This is a genomic window from Paenibacillus sp. FSL R5-0407 (assembly GCF_038009185.1).
Lineage (GTDB): Bacteria > Bacillota > Bacilli > Paenibacillales > Paenibacillaceae > Fontibacillus > Fontibacillus vini.
In genome coordinates this window covers 1374077-1398599 of sequence record NZ_JBBPAX010000002.1, presented here as the reverse complement: position 1 = coordinate 1398599, position 24523 = coordinate 1374077, and the positions used below count along the sequence as shown (strand labels likewise).

Genomic DNA, 24523 nt, shown 5'->3' with positions numbered 1-24523 from the left:
TATGGATACCTTAATCGTCATCCTGGTCGGGATCTTAGTCACGATCGGCACTTATTTGATCTTATCGAGACATCTCTTGCGGATTGTCCTGGGGACATCCATCATTGGTCATGCCGTTAATCTGTTAATCATTACTTCCGGCGGGTTGAAGACAGGGGCTGCTCCGCTACTTGGGGAAAAAATTACGGACTTCACGGATGCTCTTCCCCAAGCCTTGGTGCTGACGGCTATCGTCATCAACTTTGCCGTGACCGCATTGGTACTGGTTCTGTGCTATCGTGCTTATCAGGGCTTCGGGACCGATGATTTGGAACAGCTAAGGGGGGAGGAGCATGAATAATTTATTGATCGCACCGGTTGTCCTCCCGTTAATCATGGGCATGGTACTCATTATTTTTCATACCAATATCAAGCTTCAGCGGGTGCTTAGCTTGATTGCCTTGCTCGCTACGACAGCCGTCTCTGTTCTATTAATCAATCAGATTCATCATCACGGGATCCAAACGTTGCAGCTGGGCGGCTGGGAGGCCCCGTATGGCATCAGTTTTGTTGGAGATATGTTCAGCGCATTGCTGCTGCTCGCCACGTCCATCGTTGCTTTATGTTGTCTGATCTATGCTTTCCCGACGATGGGCAGGAAGCAGCAGAAGCTTTACTTCTATCCGTTGTTCCTGTTCCTGGTGACGGGGGTCAATGGCTCGTTCTTAACCGGGGATTTATTTAATCTGTACGTCTTCTTTGAACTGTTCCTGGTGTCTTCTTACGTGTTGATTACCTTTGGCGGCGAGAAGAGACAGCTTCGGGAGTCTCTAAAATATATCTTCACGAACATTATTTCATCGGCCTTCTTCCTGATGGGGGTTGCTTATCTATACTCGATCACGGGCACCTTGAACCTTGCCGACTTGTCTCTCAAGATTGCCGAGGTGGGTCAGGACGGACTTATCACTACCGTTGCCTTTTTATTCTTGATCGTTTTCGCGCTAAAGGCGGGGTTGCTGTTATTCTTCTGGCTTCCGGGCTCCTATAGTGTTCCCCCGACGGCGATCGCCGCTATCTTTGCCGCATTGTTGACCAAAGTAGGGATTTATGCGATCTTCCGTATGTTTACGCTGATCTTCTATCACGAACCGCAGATTACCCATTGGTTCATCGGTATATTGGCTGCGCTCACGATGATCTTAGGCGGGCTTGGGGCGATAGGCTTCTGGGATTTGAAAAAGATACTGACCTACAATGTCGTCATTAGCGTCGGTTTTATTATGGCAGGCCTCGTCTCCCTAACCTCGGCCGGCATCACCGGGTCGATTTATTATTTGATCCACGACATGATCATCAAGGCGCTCATCTTCTTGATCGGCGGTACGGTGATTCATTTGACCGGAACCAGCGACTTGAAGGAAATCAGCGGCTTGATCCGGCGGCACCCCGGGCTGGGCTGGATGTTCTTCATTGCCGCATTGTCAATGGTAGGCATTCCGCCGCTTAGCGGATTCCTCGGTAAAGTCTTCATTACCCGCGGTACGTTTGAGGGAGGTTACTTTTGGCTTGGGGCCATCGGGCTCGTTGCCAGCTTGTTCATCCTCTACTCTATGATGAAACTGTTCATGAATGCTTTCTGGGGTGAAATGAAGCTGAGCGAAGAGGAGGAGCTGGGGACGACGAAAGGCTTGATTCTTCCGATTGTTCTGCTCACCGTCGTCAGCCTCGCCCTCGGGATCGGAGCGGAAGGCATTGCGGGCTATGTGGCCCAAGCTGCCGAGGAGTTGTTGAATCCGAGTCTCTATATTCAAGCCGTGTTTGACTAAAGGGGGAGAATGCTATGCCCATTCAGGTTTTGCTCAATATATTCATCGCGTATTTATGGATGTTTCTCCAGGATGAGACGAGTGTTCTCAACTTCATCAGCGGCTATTTTGTCGGCTTGATTATTTTATTCTTCATGCGACGGTTTTTTAAGAAGCCGTATTATTTATTTACGTTAGCGGCTGTCGGCAAGCTGTTCGTGATATTCATCCACGAATTGTTTACTTCCTCCATCATGGTCATGAAGCATGTGCTTCAGCCCAAGCTGGATGTAAAGCCGGGGATTTTTAAGGTAGAGACCGATTTAGAAGGGGACCTGGAGATTACGCTGCTGTCCTTGCTGATTTGCTTAACTCCCGGCTCGGTCGTCATGGAAGTATCCGCCGATTCGAAGATGTTGTATATTCATGGCCTGAATATGCCTGACTCTAAAGAATCTGTTCTAAAATCAAAGGCTATATTCGAAAAAGCAATAAAGGATGTGACAAGAAAATGATATTCGAGACAATCTTGGTTATTGCTTTATGCTTGCTGGTGCTGGCGATCATGGCTAATCTGTACCGGATCGTGAAAGGGCCGTCCAGTGCGGATCGAGTGCAGGCGCTGGATTCGGTCGGCATCAATATCATTGCCAGTATCGCGGTATTCTCCGTCCTTTTTCACACGCATGCTTTCTTTGATCTAATCCTGCTCATCGGAATTTTATCCTTTATAGGGACGACCGCCTTTGCCAAATTCCTGGAGAGGGGTGTTGTCATTGAGCGGAAGCGGTGAAGTCATCGGAGCTGTCCTGATCCTGATCGGGGCGATCTTCAGTCTGATCAGCGCGATCGGGAATGTCCGGTTGCCGGATGTATATACAAGATCTCATGCTGCATCTAAAAGTTCTACGCTCGGCGTGTTGTGCGCGCTGCTTGGAACCTTGCTGTACTTTTTAATCTCCGACGGTTATTTCAGCATCCGCCTCATTCTGGGAATCTTCTTTGTATTCCTGACGGCTCCGGTGGCTGCGCATATGATCTGTCGGTCGGCCTACCGGCACCACGTGCCGATGACCGAGAGTACGGTTCAAGACGAGTTGAAGGACTATTATATGGAGAATGAGAATATGGAGTTAGATTCGGAAGATCTGACGGACGAAGTGGAGCAAGGAAGTAAACCACTACCCACAAACTGAAGCACCGGCATGAGGGCATCGGGTTCATCAGCCATATTGATGAATTCGGTGCCCTTTTTAAATCATTATGAATTGATGATTTATCGATAATAATATCATGATAATTAACAACTATTTATTGAATAACGATAAATAGTGTGTATAATCAAATTATCGATAAATGAAGCGAGGTGCTTTTTTTGTGAAGCGAGAAACACTCTTTTTAAAGGCCGTTGTTGTTCTGGTCGGGCTCCCGGTGCTTGCCTTGTGCATCTTTGGACTGCCACAGATCGTTAAAGAAGCGGCAGATTACTTTTCTCCCTATTGGGTGTATCCGGTATTTATCGTGATTTACGTCTCGGTGATCCCGTTCTTCTTTGCCTTAATTCAGGCATTTAAGCTGTTAAGCTATATCGACAAGAATCAGGCTTTCTCCGAATTGGCCGTCGGAACTTTAAAGAAAATTAAATATTGCGCCTTCGCCATCAGTATCCTGTTTGCGGCAAGCGAGCCTTTCCTCTATTTGATGGCCGAGAAGGACGACGCTCCGGGGATCATTGTCATCGGCTTGGTCATTATTTTTGCATCCTTCGTGATTGCGGTCTTCGCGGCGGTGCTTCAAAAGCTGTTAAAGAATGCGATCGACATCAAATCGGAAAATGATTTAACGGTCTGAGGTGAATATAATGGCGATTATAATCAATGTTGACGTGATGCTGGCTAAGCGGAAAATGAGCGTAACGGAGCTTTCGGAGAAAGTCGGAATTACAATGGCGAACCTTTCTATTTTGAAGAACGGCAAGGCCAAGGCAATTCGCTTTTCAACGCTGGAAGCAATTTGTCAGGCTTTGGACTGTCAGCCCGGAGATATTTTGGAATACCAGAGCGAGGAATAGAAAGGCCCATAGGGGTGAAAGGATGTAAGTTGAAGTGAGGATATTGACCGGAGAACGAAAGATATATCTCCTTTTGACGGATACGGGAACGGTATTAAACCGGATGATTAAGTCTTATACCGGACAGCGCTATAATCATGCCTCTATCGCTTTTGATGCAGCATTAACCGAGGTATATAGTTTTGGGAGAAAGACGGAGAGAAATCCTTTTATAGGAGGGTTCGTACGGGAGGATCTTCGCTCCGTTCTGTTTATGCAAGCGGATTGTGCTGTCTATTCTTTAACCGTAACCAAGGAAGAATATCAAATCATGCGTCGGTTTGTTCAAGAGATCTACGTGCAGAGGGAACGCTACCGTTATAATTTCATAGGATTATTTGGCGTAATGGTTCAGAAACCGGTCGTGCGAAAGCATGCTTTCTTCTGTTCACAGTTTGTGGCTTCTGTTCTGAAGAGGGGAAGGGTCCTTTATTTTGACAAAGATCCGTCCTTGCTTGAACCAAGCGAGCTGCCGTATGCCGGGAATTTTCAACTAATCTTTGAAGGCAGGGTGAAAGACTATCAAGCAAGTCTCATCAGCGATTGCGTGCATGAATCTCCGGGGAGAAGGAAGCATTTCTTCGCGAGGCATTCGGGCGGCGAAATCACCTTTGACGTAAATAATCGGGAAGTCTTGCACCGGTAACTCCTTGGTCTGTCAGCCACGCTGATGGGTCAAGGAGTTTTGTTGATGACTATCGATATTTATTTAAAATTTGATATAATAGTTTTCCGATCAAGGAACCTGAACGGATGATTGTTTTGACCCAAATCAGGGTACGGTATGGAAAGAGGAGTACATTCATATTCGGAAGGGGAGTGGACAAGTGTCCAACTTCGCGCCAAGTCTTCTAAGCAGGGCGTTTCAGTTTTCTCAGGAAATTAGTGACGTACGATGTTAAGGGCTGTATTGCTTGATGATGAGCGTCCTTCATTGAATGTACTGAACAAGCTGGTCGGGGAAAGAAACGATGTGCAAGTGGTCGGTGCCTACACGGATCCTTCGGAGATGCTTAGGGATGCAAAGGAGCTTGGACCGGATATCGTGTTTCTGGATATCGAGATGCCGGGGATGAACGGATTGGAGATAGCGTCGCGCATATTGGAGCTGCTGGAAGACGTGGAGATCGTATTTATTACGGCTTATCATCAGTATGCTTTGGAGGCGTTTCGCGTCCATGCGTTGGACTATTTGCTTAAGCCGGTGGAGCCGGAGTTGCTGTATCGGACCATAGATAGAGTAGTAAAAAGAAAGAAGGGTAACGTCGCTGCAGTGTCAGAATCAGGACAAGCTCCTTCCCGCATCGTATGCCTCGGAGGCTTCGAGGTGTACCCGGCAGAGCAAACGGAACCCATCCGCTTTCCTACCGCCAAGGCGGAAGAGCTATTTGCCTATTTACTGGTCCATCGAAACACGAATATTTCAAAGTGGACTCTTTGCGACAGTCTGTGGCCGGGAATTATATCTTCGGAGAAGCTGAATCAAAATCTGCATATGGCCGTGTACCGGATGAAGAAGACGTTGAGAGATGGCGGAATTGGAGTGCGTATCTCTTCCCAGCGCGGGTTCTACCGGATGGAATGTGACGCTCCGTGCGATTACGTGATGTTTGAGCAAGCCGCTGTGGATATGAATGAGTTAAATCCTCGCCATGTTGAGGTGGCAATAAAAGTAATTCAACTGTACAGGGGACCGCTCTTCGGAAGCCGCGATTACCCGTGGTGTGAGGCGGAGCGGGAGAGGATGTCCCGACACTATGCGTGTCTTGCAAAAAGAGTCGCCAGATGGCATTTTGATCAGGGCCATTATCATGAGACGATTGAACTTCTGCTGTCGGTGCTCTACGACGTACCCTTTGATGAGGAAGCCCATGAGATTCTCCTGAGAGCCTATATCGGCTTGCAGGATCGAACTGCCTTTTTGCTACATTACGAGAGGATGAAGGCGAATTTCATAGAAGAGCTGGGTGTGGAGCCTCCGGCAACATTAAAGCAGCTATATATAAATATGCGTCTATATTAAGGATTTCGATCTCGATCTGCGCCTCGATCCTAAAGCGGCTGTTAGAGAAATCCGGTCTTATCTAAGAGTTTCGAAAAAATGAAATAAGCTGCTCCAGGCAGCAAAAAAAGCATCGGCCAAAGGCCGGTGCTTTTTTATTTGAGTGCTTTGCAACATTCGTTTTCAATAATTTTTATCACTTTGTTATTTCAGCACATTGACAATTATGATAACAAATAATAAAGTGAGGATACTAAAATGAATAATTTTAGTAAAACGCCTCGCTTTTTGTAACCGTTTTATTTGTATGATTATGAAAATTTGTTATGAAGGGGGTGGTTTCCGACGACGAAACTTGTTACACGCCGTTAATCCTCAAAAGCATTAATCTTCGTCCTACAACATTCCCATTCTCAGCATGAATGAACTCCACGTGAACCTTCCGTCTGCAACTGTGATTCCAGCAGAAGTATTGCAGATTTTCCACCACGTTTACAATGACCTGATGCAACCTACACTCCACCATCGTCAATTGCTTCTTTTAAACAAGAAAGCGCTTTCTGTTGTAAACCTTATAGCAAGGGGGAAATTAGCGAGGCTTCGATTTGAATTTTTATATATCCGAATAGGAGGTCTATTCATGAAAAAGATTTTAGCCTGCATGCTTATCTTTGGAATGATATTTAGCGTGTTGCCGTCCATGAGCGTTAAGGCAGCAACCAATGTGGCTCTGAATAAAGCCGCAACCGCAAGTTCGGTAGAGGACAACGATAAAACCTCGGACAGGGCGTTTGACGGAAATACTTCAACCAGATGGTCGTCCAATTATTCCGATCCGCAATGGATCAGCGTTGATCTCGGCGCAGTTACGGAGATTAACGGTGTTTTACTGAACTGGGAGACGGCCTATGGCAAATCGTATCAGATTCAAACGTCCATGGATAATAATCAATGGGACACGGTGTATGCTACAACCTCGGGAAACGGCGGCATCGACTCCATTTCTTTTGATGCGAAATCCGCTCGATATGTAAGAATGTATGGGACAGAAAGAGGAACGCAATGGGGATATTCCCTTTGGGATTTCCAAGTGCTTGCGGGAGGCGGGGAGCCGGAAATACCGCAGAATGATATTGTATCCGGTACGATATATAAACTTACAGCCCAGCATAGCGGAAAAAATCTGGAGGTAGCCGAGGGTGCTGCGGCAGATGGGGCCAATGTGCATCAATGGACCGATAACAACCTGCCCCGGCAACAGTGGAAAGTCATCGATGTCGGAAACGGATACTACCAGTTGATCTCCCAAGCCAGCGGCAAGGTGTTGGAAGTAGCGGGATCGCAGAGCAATGACGGAGCGAATGTTCAGCAATGGAGCGCCAGCGGCCAGTCAAATCAGAAGTGGAAAATTACGGACGTCGGCGGCGGATATTATAAGCTGATCGTTCAGTCCAGCGGCAAAGCTTTGGATGTAGTCGGAGGCTATACTCAGGATGGGGCAAATGTACAGCAATGGACCGACAACGGGAATCCCCAGCAGAAGTGGAAGTTTACGCCGGTTACAACAACGACGCCGGATACCACGGCACCTACCGTGCCTGCTAATCTTTCGAGCCCCGCAAAAACCGATACGACAGTGAGCCTGTCATGGACGGCTTCTACCGACGATGTAGGTGTGGCTGGTTATGATATCTATCGTGGAACGGCTTTGGCAGGCTCGAGTACGACCACAAGTTTTACAGTAACAGGACTGACGGCGAACACGACATATAGCTTTACGGTAAAAGCCAGGGATGCCGCCGGAAATGCATCATCCGCAAGCAACCCGCTAACGATTACAACGAACCCTGCCTCGTCAAACAACACAGGATTTTATATTGAAGGCACGACGCTTTATGACGCTAACGGGAATCCTTTTGTGATGAGAGGCGTAAATCATGCGCATACATGGTACAAGGATCAGCTCTCCGTAGCTATTCCCGCTATAGCTGCAACCGGAGCCAACACGGTAAGAATCGTTCTTTCGGACGGACAGCAGTGGACCAAGGATAGTCTTTCCGCGATCCAGAGCATCATTACTTTATGTGAACAAAACAAGTTAGTCGCGGTGCTTGAAGTCCATGACGGAACGGGCTCGGACAGCCAGGCGGTACTGGATAACATCGCGAATTATTGGATTGAAATGAAAAGCGCATTGATCGGAAAAGAAAAGACGGTCATCCTGAATATAGCCAACGAATGGTTTGGCACCTGGGATGGCGCAGGATGGGCCCAAGGCTACACATCCGTAATTCCGAAGCTTCGCAATGCCGGCATTAAGAACACTATTATGGTAGACAGCGCAGGGTGGGGGCAATATCCGCAATCGGTATTCGATTACGGGACCCAGGTATTTAACTCCGATCCACTCAAAAACACCATGTTCTCAATCCATATGTACGAGTATGCGGGAGGCAACGCAACCACCGTTAAGAACAATATCGATAATGTCTTGAACAAGAACCTCGCGCTCGTCATCGGTGAATTCGGAATCAAGCATACGAACGGTGACGTGGATGAAGCGACGATTATGAGCTACAGCGAGGAGAAGAATGTCGGTTATCTCGGATGGTCATGGAAAGGAAACGGCTCAGGGCTGGAGTATCTCGACATGTCGAATGATTGGGCGGGTACCAGCTACACCGAGCAAGGAAATGCCATCATCAACGGCCCTAACGGCATAAAGGCCACGTCGGAGATCAGCTCGGTTTTTGGTGGCGGAACCTCCGACAACCAGGCACCATCACAGCCTAAGAACTTGTCGGGCACATCGCCAACCTATTCTACCGTAGCGCTCACCTGGACGGCATCGACAGATAATGTAGGTGTCACCGGCTATAACGTGTACAAGGACGGAGTATTAGTGGACATCACCACTTCGACGACCTATACGGTTACAGGGCTGAAAGCCAATACGAACTATGCCTTCACCGTAAAAGCGGTCGATGCCGCAGGTAATTTATCCGCGGCCAGCAACCAGGCAAGTGTAACGACGATGAACAGCAACGACCAAACTGCTCCCACCGCGCCGTCCGGCCTATCCGTAGTTCCCGGCATCACAACCGCCCGCCTGTCGTGGACGGCATCGACGGATGACATTGGCGTAGCAGGTTATTATGTATACAACAATGGAACCTCTCTCATCGGTACGGCTACCGCAACTAGTTATACAGCTTCCGGGTTGGAAGGGAACACAGCTTATACGTTCACGGTAAAAGCTTTTGACGACGCAGGGAATGTATCGTCAGCAAGTAACGCGGTGACGGTGACCACCGGCGCCCCGGGACAGCTTCAGCCTATGGATCCGGGAATCATCGACGACTATACAGACTGGTATGTAGGAATCAACGGGGAGGATGAGCCGACAACTCCGACCGTAGCACAGCTTGCTCCGCTTGAGAACGGCGGGTTAAGCATGAGCTTCAACCTTCAGGCCGAGAACTACCCGAGCATTCAACTGGATCCAAGCCCGGCGGCGAATTGGAGTTCGTACAGCAATATGAACCTCATCCTGACCAATCCCAACCCGGTTGAAATTCAGCTTCAGCCAATCGTGAAAGACGGGGCCTGGAAGTGGGTGGAACTTGGCCAGTATATCAAAATCCCTGCAAAAACGACCTTGATGGCCACGGTTCCTTTAACGGGGTTGACGAATAAGGAGGTGAACCGGATTATTTTTAGAGTTCAAGGGGGAGGCGGCAATCTGATGGGGAGTCTTCAACTGCATTCCGTAAGCTTTGATTTGCCGGCCGGTGCCTATGCGGCTGAGATTGCGGAAATGAACCGCCCCAAGACGGCAAGCTACTATCCTTGGAACTTTGTGGATTCGGCTTTTACGGGGAGCATTTCAAGCGGGTTAAATGGTGAAACCATCTATGTAAATTACGCTGTTACCTTAAGCGATAACATATCAGCTGGAGTCGCTACCGAAACCAGGCCCGGCCTTGGAAAAGGAGATGACTGGTCCAGCTATGGAAGCGTGTCCTGTACCCTGACGAACTCAGGAACCAAGCCGATCCATGTTTCGTTGGTATTGCGGACCGGCACCGATTGGATTTGGGAAGAGACGGGGGGCCAAACTGCAACCGATCCTTCCGTCGAACGGGTCATCGGGGCCGGGGAATCCGTCGACGTCGAATACGCGTTCAATGCTTCCATATGGAAATCAAAAACTACGAACTGGGTAAATAATGCACCGCTCTCGGACCCAACCGACATCCGGGCCATCGAATTCAAGGTATATCCCGGAACCGGGGAGAGCGTGACTGCCGGTACATTGAACATGACGAACTTTCAGGTAAATTTCTAAAGTAATGAAATAGCGACCGCGTCATCGGAGAATGGGGAAGAGCAGGAAGAACCCTTGGCCTATGAGGCCAGGGGTTCTAGTATTAGCGACATTTTAAAGGTGGGTTCTGTCATCAAATTGTTCTACATCTGTTAAGGGCTTTATTAATGTCTGCTGCTTGGAATTATTAAGGTACGTCAACACAAGGAGAGCATTTATTTTGAAAAATAAATTGAATTAAATAGGATATTAAGCATAGTCATACATGAGAAATTGGGCATATATTTACAATTAACAATGACTCACCAAATTATAAAAATTACTTTACCGGCTCTCCAATTCGGATATCTTATCAAGTTGTTCATTTATCCAGTTGATTGCTACTTCACCCTTGTCTTCTATTACAACACCACGCTGACTTTTGTACTGAAAGTTTTCTCTTGCCCAAACTAGTATTATCTTTACAAACTCCACCGTTTCAATTTTGCATACACTGTCCTCCTCATCCTCTTCTGCAAAAATATCTTCAATAATTGTAAAATGCTTGTCAGAATTTATTAAATTTACATTTCCTCCACCTTCATAGGAAGTTATCTTTCCTTTTAGCAATTCGAGTAGTTTACTCACTTCTTCTTTAATAACAGCGAAGTCCCCAAATATATCTGAGCCCAAAGAATTATTGATCAGATAACCATTCTTCAATGACTTGTCTACACTAAAATCCAAAATGACTTCATTATACTCCTCATTATATTCAGGTATATAAAAGTACTTAATCATGTTTTTAACTCCATTCTCCTTAGTACAACGGGTATGCAGAAGTGATTTTTCCATTTTTAATAACAAATTCAATTTTCATTCCTGTACTTGCAGTTCCTCTATATCTATTATTCTTGTGAACCATCTTGTTGTTGAAGGCGATATTTATTTCGTCAATAACTTGTTGAGGTGTCCAATCCTTTGGAAAAAAAGTAGACTTTGCACTTTTCGGTATTCCGTCCACCTCTATATTTGCCCTATATACCCCATACTCATTAGGAGGGTCGATAGTTCCAATAACTTTTCCCTTACTGCTTGGCATACCTTCATAATGAAATCCAACTGCTTGTCCCTTAATAATTTCACCCTCGAAAATATGATCTACTGCATTACTAGTTGTTCCTTTTTTAAAGTCATCTGTATTTTTAAAATTTTCGAGTTTCCAACTATTATTCCCCGCCCCCGCCGCCTTCCCAGACAAATCCCCAGGCTTCTTCGGGCTCCCCCCGGAGCTATCTCCGTCTCCATCCATAAATACTTGCCGATACTGGAGTTGGTTTACTGAAGGACTAGAAGTCTGCTGCTTAGAGCTATTGTTGGGAATACCGTCAACAGAAGGTCCCGTGGTGGCAAGATTCGTTCTCGAACCCCAGTTCCAGAGATCTTTACGCATGTCTTGAAAAAACTTACGTAGATCCGCCGCAGGCAGAGCTGGCAGCTTCACTTTTAATTTGTTGCTAGGCAGCGTTTCAGACGCTATGTCAGGTGTCTTCACTTTTGGCATTCCTGGGCTTCTTCGCGGAACTACGCTTGGTGCGCCGGCGCCATAACCGCCCGCCAGGTCTGATTGGGCCTGTTCATAGGTAGGAGTGAGGATATACAGACTGTTTACTGCAACCTCTTCGGTCCCAGCATCCCGGAGCGCTTGGGCGATTTCCATCTTTCGTTCATTCGAGAGCTGCTGGCCGAGCCAATAATCGAGATTGCCGATTTGATCAGCTCCGTGCTCGATTCTAAGGGCTAGGGTCAAAGAGACATAATAGAGCTGGAAGTCCGCCGTGCTGCTTTCCTGTCGCTTCTGGTTATAATATTCTACGGCCTTTTCCAGGATCCTGTCCGCATCTTTTCTTTCCGCTTCCATTCTTTTGATAGCGGACTCGGCGTATCCATAGGTAAGATGGACCCATGTGCGGTATGGATTGTTCAAAAGCCCGGCGGCAATCATTAATCGCAGTTCAGGTTCTTCCGGCATGGGTGAAGCATCGTGCTTCAGCGGATTATATTGGCATGCCGTTAGCGGTGAGCCCGAATAATGGCCACTCAGATTGACGTTAGCTCCAAACCATTTTTCGGAGACGCCCAGTTGCTTTAGTTTCTCTCTTTGCTCCCTAACGTACAGTCTTGCTGATTCCATATAGGGTCCATTGCCGTAGGTTTTGTAAATGGCATATGCCCGTTGGCTGCGTGCGATGTTCTCAAAGGCTTCGGCAATCTGTATCAGTTCCAGCCAAGCGCGTTCCTTTTCGGTCCAATCTCCTGACTCCATCTGCCGTAGAAGGTGAGATATCCGCTCGTCTTCTTTTACATGCTCTAGTCTTTGCAAGAGAGGTGCTCCTGTTACTAACATCAGGGGCTGTTGAACAAACCGCTTGAATGTATCCTTCCAGTTAAGCGTCTCTGTCCCGGCGTTTCCCATTGATAGCCTACTCCGGATAACATTGCTTTTGCCTGATTTCAACAACCCAGTCTCCCAGCCGGTTATCGTGAATTTGACTGTTCTCTTTAACATCAAGGTCGTTTTTTTCTCTATTTCGGCATATTGGGCAGATACCTTACGAAGTGACTTCTCTTTCTGATCTAGTTGGTTGCTTATACTCCTGGATAGATTAAATACCTCTTCGAGGAGACGTTCTGTTTCATCTATAGTTGTTTGAACGCTTCTCGATTCAGAGTAGTCGCGCCTCAGATTCTCTGTCATTACTTTTAATTCCCGTACTAGTCCCGGCACCCGATCCTCTATGTTGAGATTCATCCGCTTCATTTGATCGGCCAGATTCACAATCCGGTCAAGATCTACTTTCACACTGGGTTCACCGTCCAATCCGACAAGAGTATCTATGTGGGTATTCTAGCAATATAAGGGATTGGAATCAATATCATTAAAAGGGTTATTTACCCAAATTTGATTGTCTATGGAATGAGTTGTTTGTATAATAGCAAGAGTTGGGTTAGGTAAATATTACCTTTAAAGGGGATGTCTATTCATGAAACTAAAAAAAGCAGGATTCATTCTTATGTCTCTTATTCTTATGTTGACCGTACTTCCAGCTCTGTCTTCGGCAGCCCAGTTGCCCTTACGCGTGGAGGTGGATGGGGAGAAGATTATTTTCCCGGATGCTCAGCCTTTTGCGGACAAGAATAGCCGGGTGCAAGTGCCCGTGCGGTTTGTGAGTGAGGCACTTGGCGCAAAAGTGGACTGGAATAGCAAGGCCCAGACAGTAACGGTAAGCCTGGAGGGTAACCAGATTGTACTCACTTTGGGCAAAAAAAGTTACACGGTCAACGGTAAAACCAAGCAAATGGATACCGTGGCGCTCCGGAAATCGAGCAGAACATTCGTGCCGCTGCGGTTTGTGAGTGAGGCGCTAGGAGCGGAGGTCAAATGGGATTCCTTGAATTACATCGTGGAAATACATACGGGAAGCGGATCAACAGGCTCGACAACAGGTGAAGATACTGGTAATGCAGAGAAACCAACAACATGGGAGGAGTTTGAAGCTAACAGAAATGTGGAGGGAAAGAGCGAGAAACTGAAGGTAGAAGGGTTTAGTTTTAATAATTTCTATAAATCCGGGTTAACCGTATTTGGTGATCGTTATGATTCGAAAGCAAAAGAGACAGCTATACTACGAATTTTAGTGAGTTTTGGATTCGAAGATGATGATTTGGACCAGCAGATTAAAGATGTTGAAGAGGTTATTGGGCAAAGAATAAACTCGAAAACTGTCGACTCTATTATGAGTTATGTTAAACAAAAGAAAAAAGAGGAGGATAAACTGGCAGAAAAGATATTTCAAGATGATACTTTTAAGGTAGTAGTAATATCAAAAACTTACGATGATATTATTATTTATGTTTGGTATAAGTAGGTGAAATCGTGAAGAGGTCTAGCCTTCTATTTTTTATAGTGATATTCTTATTCGGCTTCTTACCACAAGGAAGAGTGTACTCCCAAGAGGAGAACACTTTGTTGGATTATCTTAAAACGCTTACCCCTGATCTTGTGTTGCAACGAGCAAACGAAGATATGAAAGAACTGTACGGATTGAAAAATTATTATCCTGTCAAGACGGATAACGGCTCTTTTAATGCTGCCCTAGTACAGAAACAAATAAACGAGGCTATTAAGAATCCGGAAAATTTCTCTGGGTTTGATATTGTCTATGGAACCAGTCATGGAACTCCTATCGTTCATCATGGGCAGCACATGACCAGGTATTCCGGATACAATAAGTTTGGTGATCCGGTATCCACGGATGGGTTTCCCTGGGACGCGGGTTGGAGTGGTGTACAGATTCATAATTTCAGTTTAGTTCCGTCTCCATGGAAAGATAAAGACCTTAATTATAAGTTCGATGATTTTCCTAATAATTTTAAAGGCCAACTCACGGACAAGTATAAAGAACTCAATCCCAAGCTTCACTTCGAACAACAGATCCTCACGGCTCTAAATAAGAAGTATGCTGGGGTTAGATATGGCGACTATCTTATGTATAACAAACAGAATTTCCATTATAAAGATAGAAAAGTTTACTATAAAAACGGTGCTCCCACCGGTGGATGGATTAAGTACGTCCACGTCATTCAGCCTCCGACTTACCTATCACAGGGTTTCGGGAGAGTATATTTGGAATCCAACACTTACATGGATGTTCCCATAGCCTCCTGGACGCCTTGATTAACTCGTTCCGTTATGAATCGGATTTAATGTATATTAACAACAAGAAACAAGCAGTCAATATTCATAACGAAGGATTGGCACCCAAAGGCGGAGGCTTTGAGCGAAAGACAGGCGTACTGTCCGTACAAGATAGTAAAGGAGTAAATGGGGAGAAGCTCATCCGCGTCCTGGACCGGAGTGAGGATAAGTCCCGCTTTGATCAGAAGGTAGAAGAAATCGTACATACCGATGTGCGCGGCGAAGATTCCCATGTGTTTTGGAAGAAGGTACTTGAGGGCTACAGCGAATCCAAAACCGAGACAAGCCATAAGTCGTATAAATACAGGGAGTACGTAGAAGCCGGACAACATATTTACAAGATTACCGAGACTTCGAAAATCACGATCGTGGTCAATCCGGATAACATTCCGCTTTACACGCATGCAAACATGCCGGACGGTGAGTACAACATCAAGGTCTGGTTCGAGGATGTCAACTTGCAAGATATCGATCATACTTATTCTATTTTGGGTAATTTAAAAGGGATCGAGACTATGGATTCCCTAAAAGTAACTGTAGTAGGCTCCATGTTCGATGACTTGAACAACTAGGGGAGGACATAACACGCTGACGCCGATATCTATCGGCGTTTTTTTTGTTTCATAGTTCGATTTATCTGTATATCAAAAAACCAGCCTCACTATTCTAGATAGCAAGGCTGGTTTGGGAACTTATATTTGATGCTCGACTTTGACCCGTTTAATGAACAACGAGATCACAAAGCCGATAATGGCCATGATAATCGCAAATAAAAATGCGTCCTGAACTCCCGCCGTAAAGGCAAGAAGCGGGTTTAACGGATTTGAAATATCTTTAACGGTAGTCATGAATTTTTCAGAACCGGAGGACATAATGGAAATGGCGATTGCCGTTCCGATTGCACCGGCCACTTGCTGCAATGTGTTCATAATGGCTGTTCCATCCGGGTACAGCTCACGCGGCAACTGATTCAGACCATTGGTTTGCGCCGGCATCATCACCATAGATATACCCACCATCGTAACGATGTGCAGGGCAATGATAAACGCCGAGCTCGTTTCGATCGAAATCGTCGAGAACCCGACCATAGCCCCTAGGACGATCACGGTTCCGATCAACACCAGCCATTTAGGTCCGAACTTATCGAACAATCTTCCCATGACCGGCGAAAGAACACCATTGATGACTCCGCCTGGCAAGAGAAGAAGTCCTGCGGCAAAAGTCGTCAGAGCCAGCGATGTTTGCATATAAAGCGGCAAAAGAATCATCGTGGAGAGCAAGACCATCATGCAGACCAGAATCAAAAGCAGACCGATTGTAAACATCGGATACTTCAATGCACGCAAGTTAAGCATGGGTTGCTGCATCTTGACTTGCCGGATTGAAAAGAGGACCAGCGCAACGGCACCGATGATGATAGAAGCAATAACGGTAGGGCTTCCCCAGCCGCCTCCCTCTCCGGCACTGCTGAATCCAAATACAATTCCGCCAAATCCGACAGTGGATAAGGAAATGGAAAGTACGTCGATTTTTGGTTTTGTTGGAGTCGTTACATTTTGCATAAAGAACCAGCCGAAAATAAGTGCCCCGACCAGCAACGGCAACGAAATCCAGAAAATCCAGTGCCAGGTCAAATTGTTCAGAATAAGTCCTGAAATGGTCGGTCCCACGGCAGGCGCAAACATAATGACCAGACCGATGATCCCCATAATGCTTCCGCGTTTATGCGGCGGAATGATTAACAAAATCGTGTTGAACATCAACGGAAGCAATAACGCTGTCCCTATAGCCTGGACGACGCGTGCGATCATTAATACTGCGAAGCCTGGAGCGACCGCTGCGATGAGCGTGCCGATGATGGAAGCCATAATCGACGTAATAAATAATTGTCTTGTCGTAAACCACTGCATAATCAGCCCTGATACCGGGACCAAAATGCCGAGTGTAAGTAAGTATCCGGTGGTCAACCACTGTGCTGTCGTTTCATGAATACCGAAATTTTCGATCAAATTTGTCAATGCCATATTTAAAGCCGTTTCACTAAACAAGCCGATAAATCCCGCAACAACGAAGGAAATGATGATCGGAACGGTACGTAAATTGCCGATTGCCACTTCTCCCGTCTTCGCTTGCGTACTGCTCATATCCATTCTGGTTCCTCCCACGTTCTCTCTGTTTATTTGTCTAATAAAAATTCCAGCTGCTTTGCGATCATTCGCAGCGGATCTCCACATTTATAGGTGATCGACAGAAGACAAGCCCCTTCGATCATGGCCGTAATCGTAACCCCTAATTCTTCGGCTCTTTCTTGTTTGAATCCCCACTGTTCAAGCCTATGAGCGTATAAAGACTGACAATCTTTAAACACCATTTCGCAGGCATTGCGTAGCTTCTCATGCGTCGAGGCAGTTTCGAATGCGATCAGTCCGACGGACAGCCCCTCCGCACAACTCCCCTGATTATCAAAAACGGCGGCAATATTATGGATATAATACCGGAATGCTTCGAGCGCCGAATTTTTTTCCGCTAAATCCTTTTCGGCTCCTTCCATCAACATCTTTCTCATCATCGCGATGGACTCGACCGCAATCTCTTCCTTCCCGTTTGGAAAGTGATAATAGATGGAACCTTTAGGAGCACCGCTTTCTTCAATAATCTGATTAAGCCCTGTTCCGTTATAGCCTTGCCGTTGAAACAAGCGGGTTGCGCACTGCAAAATGATCTCCTTGGTATCCTGTTTCTTCTTCATACAGATGATCCCCTTAAAATTATAACGACCGGTCTAGAGTATATTATTTTAAATTTTAATGGGTGTCAATTGTGAAGTTAGGCACTTTTAAAATATGACCCACTTGAGTGAAGCGGATTATGTCGCTGAAAAAGGAGAAGGATTGCCGTAAAATTGCTATAAATACAGCATCGTTCGTGTATGTTTCCTGTAATTTACTTATACCGAAAACCATAGAAACGGAGTTGTTGCCTTTGAGATCCAATCCCAACATCGGTGTCATTCTGGCCCAGATCGGAACGCCGGAACGGCCGGAGGCGAAGCCGGTGCGCTCTTATTTGCGGCGGTTCTTGTCCGATCGGCGGATCGTGGATACGAATCCGCTGGTCTGGCAGCCGGTACTTCGGGGGATCATCCTCCGGACGAGGCCCCGGAAGTCGGCCCAATTATACAGGCAAATCTGGAGCGAGGAGGGCTCTCCGCTCTTGGTATACTCCCAGCGTCAGCAATCCGGGTTGCAAGAGAGGTTGGGGCCAAAGTTCCAAGTAGAGCTGGGACTTGCGTACAGTGAAAATAGCATCATGCGGGCCATGCGGCAGTTTGAACAAGCGGGAATCGGCCGTGTTCTCATCGTTCCGTTATTCCCTCAGTACTCTTCAACGACAACGGCTTCCGTATATGATCAAGCTTGTTTTGCGGCTCTGGGCCGCAATAGCCCCAGAGGACCGGCGCTCAAGCGGTATGTTCCGGCGCTGCGGTTCGTTGAGCCTTATTATTGCGACCAGGGGTACATTTCCGTAATGAAGGCGCATTTGCACCGCTACATGAAACAGCTGGACAGGGAGCCGGATCAGATCGTGTTGTCCTTTCACGGTATTCCCAAGCGATATGCGGATACTGGGGACCCTTATCCGGAACAGTGCAAAGAAACGGGGCGGCTGCTCGCTGAGGCGATGGGCTGGCGTCAAGATAGTTGGCAGATTGCATTCCAGTCCCGTTTTGGACCGGAGGAATGGATTGGGCCTTCCACGGAAAAAGTGATCGGGAGCCTGCCGGAACGAGGAATCGCAAATCCCCTGGTATTTGCCCCCGGCTTCGTGACAGATTGCCTGGAGACACTGTATGAGCTGGATATTGAAGGACGGGGCCAATTTGGTGCCTCCGGCGGAAAAGCCGATCAATATCAATATGCACCATGCTTGAATGACCAGCCGGAGTGGCTGGATTTCCTAGCGGGGTTGGTTGAGCGGAATGTCGGAGGCTGGTGATAATCTGTTTGCCGATAGGAAATAGAGTAGAAGAGAGGAGACGGAAAGAAGCATAATGGGTGTTCGTGAATGGGTGGATCAGGATTACGTCATCGAGCATTTGAGACAGAAGTTTAATTGTTCGGTGTTATGGTGCGAAGGCCGCGCCTGCCTGGAATATAAGAGCAAGGAAGAACTGAACCAAATGGCCGGTTATGTAAAAGACAACTTCTCCATGGAGCTTCTGGACGTATTCTTTACGGCAGTTGAGAGCCTTGATGAAGAAGTTGAATCCTGAGCGTTTGAAAAAAAATAAGAACCCGCTCAAATGAGCGGGTTCTTTGGTTCATAGCTTAGTTCTTTGTCGTCAACTACAGCTTCCAAATCCGGTACAAAATCACCGCCGCCTCGGCGCGGGTGAGCGCTTCGGCCGGTGCGATCTTGCCGTCCTTGCCGTTGACAATGCCGGCTTGCACAAGGGCAGCTGCGCTGGCTTTAGCGAAGTCGGCAATTTGCGCCGCATCCGTATAAGCATCTAAAGTAGCGCTGCCTGCGGCTTGCTTGCCCGCGGCCGTCAATGCGCGGGTTGTCAGCACCATCATCTCCTGACGGGAGATCGGGCTGTTCGGTTTGAACGTGTTGTCCGCGTACCCGGTCACGATCCCAAGCTCCTTCGCGATCGCCAGCGCATCGCTATAGGAAGCGTTTGGCTGAACATCGCTGAATGCCGCTGGTTGACCCTTGCCGGAGCCTTTCAATTCAAGGCCGTTGACAAGAAGAGCAATGAAGTCGGCACGTTTAATGGAAGAGGCAGGGGAGAAGGCATTCTCCGCCGTTCCGCGAATCACGTCGCGCGCGGCCATGGCGTCAATGGCTTGCTTCGCCCATGGCACGTTCTGCAGGTCGCCGAATGTTTTGGACACGTAAGCAACGGCATAGCTGCTGAAGTGGGTCGTTTGGAAAACGACACTTCCGCTTACAGCATCATAGCGGCCGTTTGGAACCGGGGTCACGCTGCCGTTATCCTCAAGGTACCAAACTACGATGGAATTCGGATTGCTAAGTTCTGCTGCTGTTGGCTTGTAAGGAATAGCTACCGTGACAGGCGCTTTCGGGTTGTTCCAGGCAATGGCCTTGCCATCAACAGCAATGCTCAGATCAAGCGCCGGACGGTTGTCGATCGCTTCCCGGGAAGCTGCATCCAACTCATCCAACGAAGCCTTCGCGATGCGGATGGAGACTTGCCCTGCATTCTCTGTCACATTGGACAGCATGTTGCTCGGAATCTCGATCGTGCCGTGCTCCGTTTTTAATAGAATCACGAAGTTTTCTTGACCATTCAGGCTTTGAGTCGGTAATTGCACATCGTAAGATGTCGCGTTTGCCTGCTGCGGAACTTCGATAGAGATTTGTTTCTTACCGTTGGCCGCAGGGGCTGCTTGCTCAAGAGCCTTCTTCAGGTTGTCGCCGGAAACCGTCGCCGTGGCGACTCCTCCTGCAACTTTTACCTCCGGTTTGATTACGCCGCCAGCCGGTTCAACTGGTTTCGGTTGAGTCGCCGAACCTCCGCTAGTTCCCCCGCTGCCGCCGCTGTTACCGCCAGTGTTGCCGTTCCCGTTATCGCCCGGTTTCCCAGGTTTGCCCGTAAGGGTAAGCACACCGTATACGGAGGTGTCCTGATAACCGTTGCCGGTGGTGTCATTCCATGCGGCAACGCTTTGCCGGGAGCCGTCTTTGGCGTCATTAATTTGCGCGTCAAAGCCAACCTTCACGTTGTTGCTTGGGGTAATCTTTTTGAACGGAATCTTCACTTCAACCGTATAGTTCGTTCCGGAAACCTGGGTGGCTGAAACAAAGCCCTCGCCGATTTTTTCCGGACTAAATGAAGTCTCGTTATCAAAGTTGACGCGGAATTGTCCGTCATCGTCCTGATAGAACGTGCTCTTGGCGTTATTCTCGTCCAGGAAAATCTCGACGGAATCCTGTTCCCAAGCATTTACATTGCTCTTGTCGAGCTGCGCGTCATTCACCTGGATCAGAACGTACAAGTTTTGATCGTCCCACAGGGCTTTAGCTACGCCGTTTGCACCCTGCCAAGCCGTTTGATACCGGTTCAGAGACATGGCTGGAGCCTGGTTCCATACCGCGTCGATGGTTCCGTCAATGACAGGAGTAGCATAATTCGCAGTGGACTGGTTAGCATTCGATGAATCCGGCTCATGTTCTTCAATGAATTTATCCGGATCGATGACGCCGTAATAGGCCGGTTTGGCCTGAAGCTGCTTATCAAACAAGAGTGGATTGTTCTCCGCTCTCCAGCTGGAGCCATCGTCCAGACCCCAGAAGGTTACGCGTTTGATATGCTCGGCGTTTTCTTTATAAAGGTTGAATAATTGTGCGTACAAATAGCCTTGTGCACTAGCCAGCTTCTCGGAAAGCTGATACTTATCGCCGGCCATGATGTCCAACTCGGTAACGCTGATCTCCACGCCCAAAGAAATGAACTTTTCCAGGGAGAGTTTGACGTTTTCCGGATTGGTGTTTACATTGTAATGCGCTTGCATACCGATGCCATCGATGAGCAATTTGCCGGGATGCGTCTCCGCATATCTATCATTAATTTCTTTAACCATGCTGTAGATGGCCGTAGCCTTATTCTGGTTGTCTTCGTTGTAGTCGTTGTAGTAAAGCTTGATATTCCACTCAGGGTGTTCATCGAGCACTTCTCTGGCTGCCAGGAATGCTTGCTCTACGTAGTCCGGTCCGATGGCGGTTTTCCAAGGAGCCGTCCGCAGCGCGTTTTCCCAATCGGTCGGGTTGCTCGGATTGTCGCTCATCGCTTCGTTGACAACGTCCCAGGATATCACCCGGTCGCCGAAATGCTCTAAGACGGTCTTGATATGAGTGCGTAAATTCGTAAGGGCCACATCACGGCTTAAAGGTATCGTGTTTCCTTGCTCCGTGATTGTGTTCATCCATGCCGGAGACTGTTGATGCCATACGAGCACGTGTCCGTGCATTTGCATGCCTTCCGCGAGGACCTTATTGACCATGGCATCCGCGCCGCTAAAGGAAAATTCGCCCTTCTTCGGTTGCAGCGCATCCGGCTTCATGGCATTGCCTGCGGTAGCAACATTGTGGTGCATTTTCAGCAAGTCAAGTCGTAATCCTTCCAGATCCTCGCCTGAAATGGCGTTGCCGATCAGGAAATCGTTTTGGTAGGCATTTTTGATCGGAATCAGATCCTTCTGAATTTCAATCGGTTCCGATGCTAATTTTTCAAAACTAATGTCGTCGATATAGAAGGTGGTGTCCACACTAGGGCTTTGCAAATAGATCGTTAAATACTCGCCTCCCACGCTGTTATAGCGATAGGTTCCTTCCAACTGTACCCATCCGTCGCCGACACTGATTGTTTTCTTGGCAAGTTCAGGGTAATTCGGACTGCTTTCGCCAATCTGGGAAGACAATGAGATCTCCGAGCTCGCAGGGCTAATCAGCTTAACCCAGGCCGTAACTTTATATTCGCTGCCCTTGTCCACATATTTCTCCACGCGGAGCGACGGCCCTTGCCAATTCTCTTGTCTGCCTTCTACCTTCAGGGCATATAAACCGCCTTCCGTATGGTTGGCTTCATCGGTAACGGTCAGCTTCTCGACGCCTCCCCGAGGAACAAAGCCGCCTGCTGTTTGATCCTCAAATGTGACGGTTTCAAAAGGTAGAGCTGGTTCTCTAGGCGGTTCTTCTTCACCGCCGGAGGCTACTTTCTCGGTGATACGCACGTATCCGATATAGAACGGAACCGTAGCTCCTTTATCATTGGATTGAATACGCAGGCGGTTATCTGTGCTCGTATCTACCGTAAATTCCTTTGTTAAAGTGACGGCTTTTCCGGGAACAAAATCTGCGCTCGCCAAAAAGCCATATTTTATATCTGCCGTCTGAAGGAAAACTTGTGCTCCGCTCGGTACGGCCACATCAGGATCCACATAAACAGCAGTGGTTACTGTGTAAGTTTTTCCGTTTTCCAGACCGATATTGGAGTATTTGAAATCAGCGGCATCATGCCCTTGAGCTCTTTCAGTGACAGATAAGGCTCCTCCATCAGCGTTCCCGTCAAAGACCTTACCTGCGACCTTTTCAAGCTTAGCGTTACCTGATTGCTCAGCCTTCCCTATGCTACTTTCAAAGGTTTCATGATAGATTTCCTTTTCGACGGTTTCCGATGTTGATTTTGATGTAATGAGGATATCCCCGATATAAAAGGGTACCTTCTTCCCGTCATCGTTGGATTGTACGCGGAGACGTGTATCGCCAGTGCTCGTATCAAGAGTAAATTCTTTGCTTAAGGTGAAGGCTTCACCAGCTTTATAATTAGTGCCTGCCAACCAACCGTTGGCTTTATCTGCCGTCTGGAGAAAGGCTTGGGCATCAGCAGGGATTTGCGCTCCCGCATCTACATAACCTTTTACGGTTACCGTATAGTTCTTACCATTCTTCAGGCCTATTTTGTCGAAATAGAAATCCGCAGCGTCCCAGTTGTTTGATCTGTTGCCTACATATAATGCAGTTCCGTCTTCATTACCTTCAAACACCTTATCGGTGACCACCGTGAGTGTGGCGCCGCCCGATTGAACGGCCGCACCTTGACCGTTCGCAAAGGTTTCGTGGTAAACCGTTACCGTGTCTTCTGCTGCGTTTGCAACTGCTCCTCCACTCTGGGCGAACCAGCCTGACGGGATCAGCAGGGCCGCTGCGATGGAAATTGAGATGGATTGTTTGATGATTTTACGCATTCATTGCACTCCCCCTGTAAAAGTTTGGTTAAGTAGGTTAAGCGCTTACATTTAATTGCGTGAAGTCCTCCTTTCAGTCCCAAATGATACCATCGGCAGGGAAGCACCGTCTTACTCGAAATTAAAGAATGTTCCGTACTTTTCTTATATAAATCTCGAAATGCAGCGTATTTTTTTCCGGATTTCCTTAAAAGAGGGATGTGTCATACTAGGGTTACATTTTTTATTATCGATCGCAGTGAGGTGAGCGGCTTGTCCATCAGGTTAAAATTATTGCTGTCATACACGGGCATGCTTATCATCAGCCTGCTGGTAGTCGTCGTGACCGCAGGTCTGTTTACGATCGCGGCAACGGGCGACATCCACGGCATCCAGGATTTCTATAAGGTGCATTATCAGCTTATTCCTTTGACCGAAGAAGAGGAGTCCATTTTCCTGGAACTGAAATATCTCGCCAAAAATGAGCCGGACCAGCTGCAGGACAAGGAGCTTCTGAAAGAGTACGATTTCAAGCTCAGGACGGTGCGGGCCGGACTCTTCGTCCGTCGGGAAAGCAATCAAGTGTTCGAGTCGTTTACGATTAACCAACCGGCATTAGAGCAGCATTTGCCGCCATATGACTTAAATAACAACCAGATTCGCAATACCTTCAATATCGGTGAGCGGTTCTACGCTTACGCGAAATTCGACTTCCGCTATTCGGACGGCGCCAAGGGGCTTAACGCCGCTACAGCATGCTATAAGCCGCGGCTATAATGAAATGGCGGAGGCTTTGACCGCCGCGGGCG

20 protein-coding genes and 1 pseudogene are annotated in these 24523 nt (G+C 47.5%); 16 read left to right on the top strand and 5 right to left on the bottom strand.

Going from position 1 to position 24523, the window contains the following annotated elements; translation table 11 throughout:
- Position 1 precedes the first annotated feature (1 nt).
- The 10 genes from NYE70_RS25240 to NYE70_RS25195 all read left to right on the top strand — a co-directional run bounded on the left by NYE70_RS25240 (position 2) and on the right by NYE70_RS25195 (position 10247).
- The gene (locus NYE70_RS25240; protein ID WP_211022439.1) at positions 2–340 is read left to right on the top strand and encodes a Na(+)/H(+) antiporter subunit C; all 339 of its coding nucleotides are present in this window, start codon (positions 2–4) and stop codon (positions 338–340) included.
- Positions 333–1808, top strand: a complete 1476-nt coding sequence (locus tag NYE70_RS25235; RefSeq protein WP_341048832.1) for a Na+/H+ antiporter subunit D — start codon at positions 333–335, stop codon at positions 1806–1808. Before NYE70_RS25240 ends, NYE70_RS25235 begins: the two co-directional genes overlap by 8 nt.
- A 14-nt stretch (positions 1809–1822) precedes the next feature.
- Positions 1823–2302, top strand: a complete 480-nt coding sequence (locus NYE70_RS25230) for a Na+/H+ antiporter subunit E (RefSeq protein WP_341048831.1) — start codon at positions 1823–1825, stop codon at positions 2300–2302.
- Positions 2299–2580 (top strand): Na(+)/H(+) antiporter subunit F1, encoded by a 282-nt coding sequence (locus NYE70_RS25225; RefSeq protein WP_211022436.1) that lies wholly within the window; start codon positions 2299–2301, stop codon positions 2578–2580. Before NYE70_RS25230 ends, NYE70_RS25225 begins: the two co-directional genes overlap by 4 nt.
- On the top strand, positions 2564–2983 hold the full coding sequence (locus tag NYE70_RS25220) for a Na+/H+ antiporter subunit G (protein WP_211022435.1): 420 nt from the start codon (positions 2564–2566) through the stop codon (positions 2981–2983). The genes NYE70_RS25225 and NYE70_RS25220 overlap by 17 nt, the downstream gene beginning before the upstream one ends.
- 160 nt (positions 2984–3143) lie before the next feature.
- Positions 3144–3638, top strand: coding sequence for a DUF2975 domain-containing protein (locus NYE70_RS25215; RefSeq protein ID WP_341048829.1), 495 nt, complete (start codon positions 3144–3146; stop codon positions 3636–3638).
- Positions 3639–3648: 10 nt separating this feature from the next.
- Complete coding sequence (locus NYE70_RS25210; protein WP_213654347.1) at positions 3649–3858, top strand: helix-turn-helix domain-containing protein; 210 nt, start codon at positions 3649–3651, stop codon at positions 3856–3858.
- Positions 3859–3892: 34 nt separating this feature from the next.
- The gene (locus tag NYE70_RS25205; protein ID WP_341048828.1) at positions 3893–4543 is read left to right on the top strand and encodes a hypothetical protein; all 651 of its coding nucleotides are present in this window, start codon (positions 3893–3895) and stop codon (positions 4541–4543) included.
- A 249-nt stretch (positions 4544–4792) separates the two neighbouring features.
- Positions 4793–5920, top strand: a complete 1128-nt coding sequence (locus NYE70_RS25200) for a response regulator (protein WP_341048826.1) — start codon at positions 4793–4795, stop codon at positions 5918–5920.
- A 619-nt stretch (positions 5921–6539) separates the two neighbouring features.
- A complete protein-coding gene (locus tag NYE70_RS25195; RefSeq protein WP_341048824.1) occupies positions 6540–10247 on the top strand; it encodes a cellulase family glycosylhydrolase in 3708 nt (1235 codons plus the stop codon).
- A 303-nt stretch (positions 10248–10550) separates the two neighbouring features.
- On the opposite strand, the gene NYE70_RS25190 is transcribed toward NYE70_RS25195, so the two are convergent.
- Positions 10551–11060 (bottom strand): hypothetical protein, encoded by a 510-nt coding sequence (locus NYE70_RS25190; protein ID WP_341048823.1) that lies wholly within the window; start codon positions 11058–11060, stop codon positions 10551–10553.
- Positions 11026–13068, bottom strand: coding sequence for an EndoU domain-containing protein (locus NYE70_RS25185; protein WP_341048821.1), 2043 nt, complete (start codon positions 13066–13068; stop codon positions 11026–11028). Before NYE70_RS25185 ends, NYE70_RS25190 begins: the two co-directional genes overlap by 35 nt.
- A 181-nt stretch (positions 13069–13249) precedes the next feature.
- Between NYE70_RS25185 and NYE70_RS25180 the strand changes: the two genes are divergently transcribed.
- From NYE70_RS25180 to NYE70_RS25170, 3 genes are all read left to right on the top strand, one after another.
- Positions 13250–14134 (top strand): copper amine oxidase N-terminal domain-containing protein, encoded by an 885-nt coding sequence (locus tag NYE70_RS25180; protein ID WP_341048818.1) that lies wholly within the window; start codon positions 13250–13252, stop codon positions 14132–14134.
- Positions 14135–14235: 101 nt separating this feature from the next.
- Positions 14236–14943 carry a hypothetical protein gene (locus tag NYE70_RS25175; RefSeq protein ID WP_290407264.1) on the top strand — a complete coding sequence of 236 codons (708 nt, stop codon included), beginning with the start codon at positions 14236–14238 and terminating at the stop codon, positions 14941–14943.
- A 29-nt stretch (positions 14944–14972) separates the two neighbouring features.
- Positions 14973–15536: a hypothetical protein gene (locus NYE70_RS25170; RefSeq protein ID WP_290407263.1), complete on the top strand. Its 564-nt coding sequence runs from the start codon at positions 14973–14975 to the stop codon at positions 15534–15536.
- A gap of 120 nt (positions 15537–15656) precedes the next feature.
- Here the strand turns inward: NYE70_RS25170 and NYE70_RS25165 are convergent, their stop codons facing one another.
- Together NYE70_RS25165 and NYE70_RS25160 are read right to left on the bottom strand one after the other, a co-directional pair.
- Positions 15657–17108, bottom strand: a complete 1452-nt coding sequence (locus tag NYE70_RS25165) for a DHA2 family efflux MFS transporter permease subunit (RefSeq protein WP_213654521.1) — start codon at positions 17106–17108, stop codon at positions 15657–15659.
- Between the two features lie 32 nt (positions 17109–17140).
- A complete protein-coding gene (locus NYE70_RS25160) occupies positions 17141–17713 on the bottom strand; it encodes a TetR/AcrR family transcriptional regulator (RefSeq protein ID WP_213654361.1) in 573 nt (190 codons plus the stop codon).
- 233 nt (positions 17714–17946) lie between these two features.
- Here NYE70_RS25160 and hemH point away from each other — a divergent pair, with 233 nt between their 5' ends.
- Both hemH and NYE70_RS25150 read left to right on the top strand, forming a co-directional pair.
- Positions 17947–18960 carry a ferrochelatase gene (gene hemH / locus NYE70_RS25155; protein WP_290407262.1) on the top strand — a complete coding sequence of 338 codons (1014 nt, stop codon included), beginning with the start codon at positions 17947–17949 and terminating at the stop codon, positions 18958–18960.
- 55 nt (positions 18961–19015) lie between these two features.
- A complete protein-coding gene (locus tag NYE70_RS25150; RefSeq protein WP_290407261.1) occupies positions 19016–19237 on the top strand; it encodes a hypothetical protein in 222 nt (73 codons plus the stop codon).
- Between the two features lie 73 nt (positions 19238–19310).
- Here the strand turns inward: NYE70_RS25150 and NYE70_RS25145 are convergent, their stop codons facing one another.
- The gene (locus NYE70_RS25145; RefSeq protein ID WP_341048816.1) at positions 19311–23735 is read right to left on the bottom strand and encodes an endo-1,4-beta-xylanase; all 4425 of its coding nucleotides are present in this window, start codon (positions 23733–23735) and stop codon (positions 19311–19313) included.
- 252 nt (positions 23736–23987) lie between these two features.
- Between NYE70_RS25145 and NYE70_RS25140 the strand changes: the two are divergent.
- Positions 23988–24452: pseudogene (locus tag NYE70_RS25140) on the top strand (two-component sensor histidine kinase); the annotation flags it as partial.
- Positions 24453–24523: the final 71 nt, after the last annotated feature.